We start from the raw sequence: 6,541 nt of genomic DNA, 5'->3' as shown, positions 1-6,541 counted from the left end.
ACCGATCCGGTTCGGCAAGCCCGCCTCCCACCCGGGCGGCGTTCATTCCGAATACAAAGATAATGAAATTCCCCCCCCCACAAGTTTTAGACCAAAATATGTCCTAAAGGTCGAAATTCCAGCCCGGAAGGAATATTACTTACCGGACAATTTCGGACATAAGAGGGAAAATAAACTGGCAGCGCACAATTATCGAGCATTCTTATCGCCGCGCTTCCGTATAAAACCGAACCCCGCCGAATAGGCGAGGCTCGGGCAAAACGGGTTGATGATGGGGAAGCAGATGGCGTCCGGGCAGACCGGTGGAACGAGCATAACGGTCGGAACGGGTAGAACAGGTAGAACGCCCGGAAAGGTCCGGCTAAGAGACGGATCTCTTGGGTAGAGACAGTCCGGAAACCAGCCAGTCGGGGACCTGGATGAGGCTGGTCAGCACGTTAGCCGGGGCCGGTATCCGTTCCGGTTATCGGCTTGCGTAGGGCAATCATGTCCGGTTAAACGCAAACTATCCGTGCGGAAAGTTCCATCAGGTCTTCCGCTCGGGCCGCGGGGTAGGGTTTCAGAGCATTTTCAGGTTGAACAGGTAGTTGTCGTCGGCGCTTCCCTCCTCGTCGAAGATTTTGACGATCAGGATGGCGCCCCACGCTTCGTCGCCGCGCCCGACCAGAATAATGTCCCGATCCGTCAGATTGCGAACATAGTTTTGTCGTTGGGAGCCTGCGTAGTAGGCGCTCAGCGACGATTTGGTCGCTGCGGCGTAATCGAAGCTGTTCGCCTTGGCGAAGCGCACGTCGGTCTGGGTTCGCCACTCGCGGGGCAGCGTCTGCGGATCGTCGTCCGGGCTTTCGTAGAGGTAGATGTCGATCTCTTCGGGGGCAGCCGTAGCGCAGAGCAGCGGCTGGACCGTCGTGAGCGAGAAGCCGTCGGGTTTGCCCGAGCGGGGCGACCAGAGCGTAATGCCGCTCTTCTCCGGCAGCAGCGAGGTGTTGTTGCGCACCGTGAGGTTGATATGCTGCTCCTGCACGAAGTTGCAGTTGTCCGTTGCGCGGAACGTCAGCTCGATCCGCGTGCTGTCGACCGCCACGTTCGGCGTTTGGTAGAGGTAGCGGTAGACGTAGCTTTGCGTGCCGGGTTTCGCCGTGAACAGCTCCCGGGTCCCGGAGGAGGGGTCGAACGAGGTGATCTCGAAGCGGACGATCGTTTCGTGCTGCGTGTGGGCCTGAATGTCGAAATAGATCGTCTCTCCGCCGCCCGCCGTCAGTTGGGAGGACGTGACGAAGAGCGTGACCTCCGAGGCGTCGTCTTCCGAGGTGCAGCCCGGCCCGAGCAACGCAGGCAGCGCGAGCAGCAGTAACATTCGTTTTTTCATGCCTGTCGGTTTGAGAAAAACCCGGCGGCCCATGCGAAAGCCGCCGGGTTTCCGGTTATTTGAACGAATAGGCTTTGACGGTCGCTTTCACGGAGACCTCCGATCCGAGGAAGAGCCGCGTCTTGTGCTTGCACTGGCTGACTACGACGAAGTAGTTGGCTTCGGGAAACTCTTCGGTCGCCTTGTAGGCGGCCCTGCCGAGCCGGCTATAGAGTTTCGGTGCGGAGAGGTAGCCGCCGTTGATATTCGTGAAGCGCATCTGCACGCCGTCGTAGGTCTCGCCGTTGATGCGGTCGATCTTGCTGATAAAACCGAGGTAGGTGCGGTAGTCGACGCTGATCTCGGTCTGTCCGAGGTACTCCAGATCGTTCATCTGGATGTTCAGCTGCGCGGTCGAGGGGGTGTAGGCCCGATTCCGGGTGACGCTGCACGCCGTGCTGAGCACGAGCGCCAGGACGCACAGGATGGATTGATAGGATTTCATGGCGTGCGTCGTTTACTTGAAGTAATAGGTCAGGGTCACGCGGAACTGGCTGCCGATCTCGCCTTTCTTGGCTTTCAGGTTGTCGAAGCGCTCGTTGGCGTCCATGTGCTCGAAACTCTTCAGATCGGCCGTGTAATAGGTCTGGGTCTCTCCGTCGACGGTCATCTCGTTCTTGTACTTCAGTCCGGTGTCGAAACGCGAGGAGATGCCGTACTCGACACCTACGGCCAGCGGCAGGTTGGCGATGTAGGCCTGCAGACCGATGAAGGCCCCCAGCCCGATCACGAACGAGTTCTTGGTGATGCTCGCCTTCGAGCCGTCGACCTCGCGCAGGGTCTTGTCGCTGTTCCAGCCGATGGGAATCTCCGCGCCCACGTAGACGTCGAGCAGGTTCTTTTTCGAGAAGTGGTACGCCACGCCCGGATAGAACATCGCCTGCGATTTGGCGTACTTGTTATCGAGGAAGTAGGACGAGTTTACCTCGTCCTCCAGGCCGATCACGTCGCCCTTGAGCCGCTCGGAGGATTTGTAGAGTTCGATGCCCAGGCGCGTTTCGAACTGGTCGGAGACCATGTATTTGAAGTTGATGAGCGGCAGGGCCGTCAGTTTGATGTCGCCGTCGAACATATCCTTGAACATGTTGCTGGTTACGCCGAGGTAGATTCCGAAGTCGCCGGCCTGCGCCCGGTTGCCTGTGCGGATCTCTTTGGAGGAGGGTTTGCCGGTGGTCAGCTGGGCGAATACGGAGGTCGTTCCCATGCAGCAGAGCGCAAGGAAGAGGATAAATCGGGTTTTCATAAATCGTTTGTGTTTGGGTTGCCTGTCCCGGGCGGGTGTTTGATGGGGTATGGCATACAAAAAACGTGGGACATCCCTTTTCATTTGCATATCGAGGTTCTGGAATACCCTGTGGCAAAATAGAAAGTGAAGCCCACGTGAAACACGTGAGCATCAACTCCACTTCCCTTGCCACAAGTTGAAATTTTCCAGATTTCGATATGCAAGACGTAAAGTTAACGCTTTTTATATGTATGTGCCGGCGCTTTTAGTGCGTGGACGGCACGAAGGTGGTGTTCAGTTCAGCATGAGTTATTTATCCATAGGCAATGCGATTTTAAGGGTTGTGCTGCAAATGTAATAAAAAATCCCAAGAGTTGGGATTTCGGCCGCGGATTTTATCGACGGCGAACCCTGCCCCGGGGCGGGCAGGGGCAGAAAACCCCTCCCGGGAGGGGAGGGGTCGGACACTCAGATGCGGGGCTTGACGGCGATGCGCAGCAGCAGGGAGATCGCATAGACGATCATGCCGTAGATCGGTGCGATGAACGCCACGCGCAGGCCTCCGCATAGCAGCGTGAACGAGATGGGGAAGCCTGTCTCCTGGATCAGGTCGGCGACCGTGTAGAATCCGATCATCATGTAGATCAGGCCGATGATGCAGGCAAGCAGCCCGAACTCCTTGATCCAGCGCGGTGCTTTCCAGGCGGAGAACAACATGGCGATCAGGCAGAGCGTGATGAGGGTCATCCAGACGTAGCCGCCTTCCAGGTAGAGATCGGCGAGCGAACGTCTCCGTTCCGGGTTGGTGGATTCGCTGACCTCCCACTCTTGCGTTTCGGGATTGAGTATAGCGGTTTCATTCCTGTCTATTTGCGGTTGTTTTCCCGCTTCGGCCGGTATCGTGCGAATTATCTGGCGATCGGACGAAACTGCGGTTCCCGTCAGGGGTGTCGCCGATTCCGGATCGGCATCGGTCGCCGGCGCGATGGATGCGTTGGCGGCCGGAGGCGGGGCGATGTTGATCTTTTCCTGCGCGCGGATCGGGGCGGCGAGCAGCAGTAGCAGGGTGCAAGTTGCGAACAGTCGTTTCATAGGGCGAAAGATTTAAGGTTTGACATGGTGGATTACTCCTATTGCAAAGATAGGGCGGAAAGGGCGGTAAATCCAAGGTCGAATCCCGCTCTTTGCGGGTCGAAAGCCGCTGTTGCGCGGGGTGCGTTTCGCCGGAAAGGGGATTTTTCCTATTTTTGCAGTGAACCCGCTTCAGACTGCCTGCCGTTCGGCGGGTGCGATTCGATGCGGAAACGACAATTATGAGACACTTGGCAACCATCTCTTACTGGATTGCGGCGGTCCTGCTGCTGGCCTCGGTGACGGGGAGTTTCGGCTATGATTTCCGGCAGGCGTTGTTCCTTGCCACGGCGCTGCTGCCGGGAATGCTCTGCGCCAAGCTGCTGCTGCCCGGGGCGCTCCGTGCTCCGCGACGGCGCGTGGTGGCGGTCGTGTGTGTCGCGGCCGGGGTGCTGGTGGTCGAGTGGCTGGCGCTGCTGCTCGCCTATCATTATACGCTCAGCGGTTCCTGGCCCCGGCAGATGGAGTTTCCCCGACTCTTCTCCAATCCGGCCTTTCTGCTGCTGCTGTCGGCGGCGATCGTCGTTCCCGAGGTGCTGTTGGCCCGCTGGCTCGACGCGCATCTGCCGCGCATGAAGAGCGTGACGTTCGTCTCCGAACGGCGCAAGGCGACGCTGCCCGTGGCCGATATTCTCTACGTCGAATCCAACGACAGCGAAGTGCTGCTGCACGCCGCCGATGGCAGCATTTACCGAACCAAAACCCGCATTTCGCAATGGGAACAGCTGCTCGACGACCGCTTCGTGCGCATTCACCGCGCCTTTCTGGTCAATGCCGAGCGGGTCACCGACGCTACGCCCGCGCAGGTGACGATCGGAGAGCGGACTCTGGACGTGTCGCGGAAATACCGCGATGCGGTGACGACGCGTTTCGGCGTGTAGCGGCTTCCGATTGTTCCTGGACTGTCCCCGAACGTCCCCGGCGTGTTCCCAACCTGTTTCTGAACTATTCCGACCCGCTCCCGCTCTCTTTCCGATTCGGGTCCGTGCAGCTATTCCCGAACGGCTTTCCGCTCGGACTGTCTATCCCGGAACATCCCTTTGACCGCGCGCCAGTCGCCGTCGTTGGGCGCGGGGTCGATGCCCAGCAGGCGGCTGAGGATCAGGTACATATTCTGATTCTGGAACGACCGCTGGCGGTAGTTTTCCCGGAAGGCAGGCCCGGAGCCGTAGAAGACCATGTGCATGTCGCGGTCGCGGTTGTCGAAACCGTGCGTGCCGCGTTTGCGCACGGGGCGGTCCGTCGGCGCATAGTCGAGCGTCCAGCCCGTTTCGGGAATCGCAATCAGGTTCGTCAGCCGCGAAGGGTGCTTGCCGTAGTGGAAGCGGCGGGGCATCTTCTCGCGCTGCCACGCCTTGATGTGGCCCGTGCGGCGCAGTGTGCGGAGCGCCTCGTCGATGTACTCCTCGCGCACTTCGATGCCGAACGGCGTGCCGGGCACGACGCGCACGATCCGGGTCGTGTCGAGCAGCGGGTAGAGGTTGATGTAGCGTTCGGGCGAAAGCTCGGCCATGCCGTGATCGGCCGTGATGATGAAATTGATGCGGTCGTAGACGGGCGAGCGGCGGATTTCGCGGAAGAAGTAGCGCAGCACGGAGTCGATATGCTCGGCCCGCGCGACGGCCTCGGGCGACTCGGGTCCGTAGGTGTGCATCGCGGCGTCCGGCTCTTCGAAATACCACATCACCAGGTCGGGAATCTCCTCTTCGGGGCGCGTCATGGCGTCGATCACCCAGTCGGCCCGCTCGTAATAGTCCGGCTCGGACGAGTATTGCGTCCACACCGTCGCCTGGCGGCCGTTCACCGGAACGTCGCTGCCCGGCCACATGAAGATATTGGCCGTCAGCCCTTGCCGCTCGGCCGTGTTCCAGATCGGTTCGCCGCCCCAGAATCCGGGTGTACGGACGTCCAGCGAGTCGAATACGGAGAGTTTGCGCCCCTGCATGCGGTCGAAGAAGGAGTTATTGACCACGCCGTGACGGTCGGGATGAAGGCCCGTAGCCATCGCATAGTGGCTCGGGAAGGTGTTCGACGGATAGACCGGGTAGATCTCGGCGTAGGACCCGGCGCGGGCGAGCGAATCGAGCGTCGGGGTGTGGCTGCGCGAGGCGAGGTCCCAGCGGAATGCGTCCATCGAGAGGATGACGGCATACTCTTTTTGCGACGGCGCGTCCGAGGCGGGATAGCTGCCGTTTTTGTGCGTCGCCGCGCAGCCGATCATCAGCAGCGCAAGCGCGGAGTATAGGAGTTTTTGCATGGCTTATCTTGTTGTCGGAGCGGATCGTTCCTGCCCCAAAACTTCTATGGGCAAAGATAGTGCAAGGTACGGGCAAAACCAAACGGAGTTTGGATTTTACCCGGACGCCGCCTGTCTGAGCCGAGGGCAAAGCGATGCAGGAACGAGGCAAATTCAGTTCGCAGCCGGCGGAAGCAAATGAACCGAGGTTACGTGCAACGATCTGCAACGGATGATGGTAAAAAATGTAACCGATGGTTATACAATATAATATTGCTAATTCAGCCCACAGCCGGCGGAGGCGCAGCAAATCCAAAGGTGAAATGCAGTCCTTCGCACCCTGTGGTCTGGGCTGCCGGGTCTGTTCGCCGAATGTATATTTAGCAAGGCCTTCCCGACATTATATTTATTGCTTTTCCAGTTCGCAGCCGGCGGAGGCAAACGAAACGAATGTGGAGTGCAGCCCTCCGCACCGGGCGGCTGCGGGCTGCCGGGGCCGCCTGCGGCCCCTCCGACCTCCGGCCTCGTCCCTCTACCGCCC

General features: G+C 59.5%; 7 protein-coding genes. 2 read left to right on the top strand and 5 right to left on the bottom strand.

Annotated elements, in window-relative coordinates; translation table 11 throughout:
• Positions 1-244: hypothetical protein (locus ACMO9O_RS08560; RefSeq protein WP_418983449.1), on the top strand; the 244-nt coding region annotated here is incomplete at its 5' end.
• A gap of 315 nt (positions 245-559) precedes the next feature.
• Here the strand turns inward: ACMO9O_RS08560 and ACMO9O_RS08555 are convergent.
• From ACMO9O_RS08555 to ACMO9O_RS08540, 4 genes are all read right to left on the bottom strand, one after another.
• Positions 560-1,369: a hypothetical protein gene (locus ACMO9O_RS08555; RefSeq protein WP_418983448.1), complete on the bottom strand. Its 810-nt coding sequence runs from the start codon at positions 1,367-1,369 to the stop codon at positions 560-562.
• Between the two features lie 55 nt (positions 1,370-1,424).
• The gene (locus ACMO9O_RS08550) at positions 1,425-1,853 is read right to left on the bottom strand and encodes a hypothetical protein (RefSeq protein WP_418983447.1); all 429 of its coding nucleotides are present in this window, start codon (positions 1,851-1,853) and stop codon (positions 1,425-1,427) included.
• 12 nt (positions 1,854-1,865) lie between these two features.
• Positions 1,866-2,651 (bottom strand): hypothetical protein, encoded by a 786-nt coding sequence (locus ACMO9O_RS08545; RefSeq protein WP_418983446.1) that lies wholly within the window; start codon positions 2,649-2,651, stop codon positions 1,866-1,868.
• A 450-nt stretch (positions 2,652-3,101) separates the two neighbouring features.
• Entirely contained in the window at positions 3,102-3,725 is a 624-nt protein-coding gene (locus ACMO9O_RS08540; protein WP_418983445.1) for a hypothetical protein, read from the bottom strand.
• Positions 3,726-3,946: 221 nt separating this feature from the next.
• Between ACMO9O_RS08540 and ACMO9O_RS08535 the strand changes: the two genes are divergently transcribed.
• Positions 3,947-4,645 (top strand): LytTR family DNA-binding domain-containing protein, encoded by a 699-nt coding sequence (locus ACMO9O_RS08535; RefSeq protein ID WP_418983444.1) that lies wholly within the window; start codon positions 3,947-3,949, stop codon positions 4,643-4,645.
• Between the two features lie 110 nt (positions 4,646-4,755).
• Here the strand turns inward: ACMO9O_RS08535 and ACMO9O_RS08530 are convergent, their stop codons facing one another.
• A complete protein-coding gene (locus ACMO9O_RS08530; protein WP_418983443.1) occupies positions 4,756-6,021 on the bottom strand; it encodes an ectonucleotide pyrophosphatase/phosphodiesterase in 1,266 nt (421 codons plus the stop codon).
• Positions 6,022-6,541 lie beyond the last annotated feature (520 nt).

The organism is Alistipes sp., from assembly GCF_048465635.1.
GTDB lineage: Bacteria > Bacteroidota > Bacteroidia > Bacteroidales > Rikenellaceae > Alistipes.
The sequence above is the reverse complement of the archived record's forward strand: the minus strand, read 5'-3'. Positions and strand labels throughout refer to the sequence as shown.

What these genes read in the sequence shown, in the direction of transcription:
- ACMO9O_RS08555 (WP_418983448.1), bottom strand. Translation starts at nt 1,369, where the DNA reads ATGAAAAAACGAATGTTACTGCTGCTCGCGCTGCCTGCGTTGCTCGGG.
- ACMO9O_RS08540 (WP_418983445.1), bottom strand. Translation starts at nt 3,725, where the DNA reads ATGAAACGACTGTTCGCAACTTGCACCCTGCTACTGCTGCTCGCCGCC.
- ACMO9O_RS08550 (WP_418983447.1), bottom strand. Translation starts at nt 1,853, where the DNA reads ATGAAATCCTATCAATCCATCCTGTGCGTCCTGGCGCTCGTGCTCAGC.
- ACMO9O_RS08535 (WP_418983444.1), top strand. Translation starts at nt 3,947, where the DNA reads ATGAGACACTTGGCAACCATCTCTTACTGGATTGCGGCGGTCCTGCTG.
- ACMO9O_RS08530 (WP_418983443.1), bottom strand. Translation starts at nt 6,021, where the DNA reads ATGCAAAAACTCCTATACTCCGCGCTTGCGCTGCTGATGATCGGCTGC.
- ACMO9O_RS08545 (WP_418983446.1), bottom strand. Translation starts at nt 2,651, where the DNA reads ATGAAAACCCGATTTATCCTCTTCCTTGCGCTCTGCTGCATGGGAACG.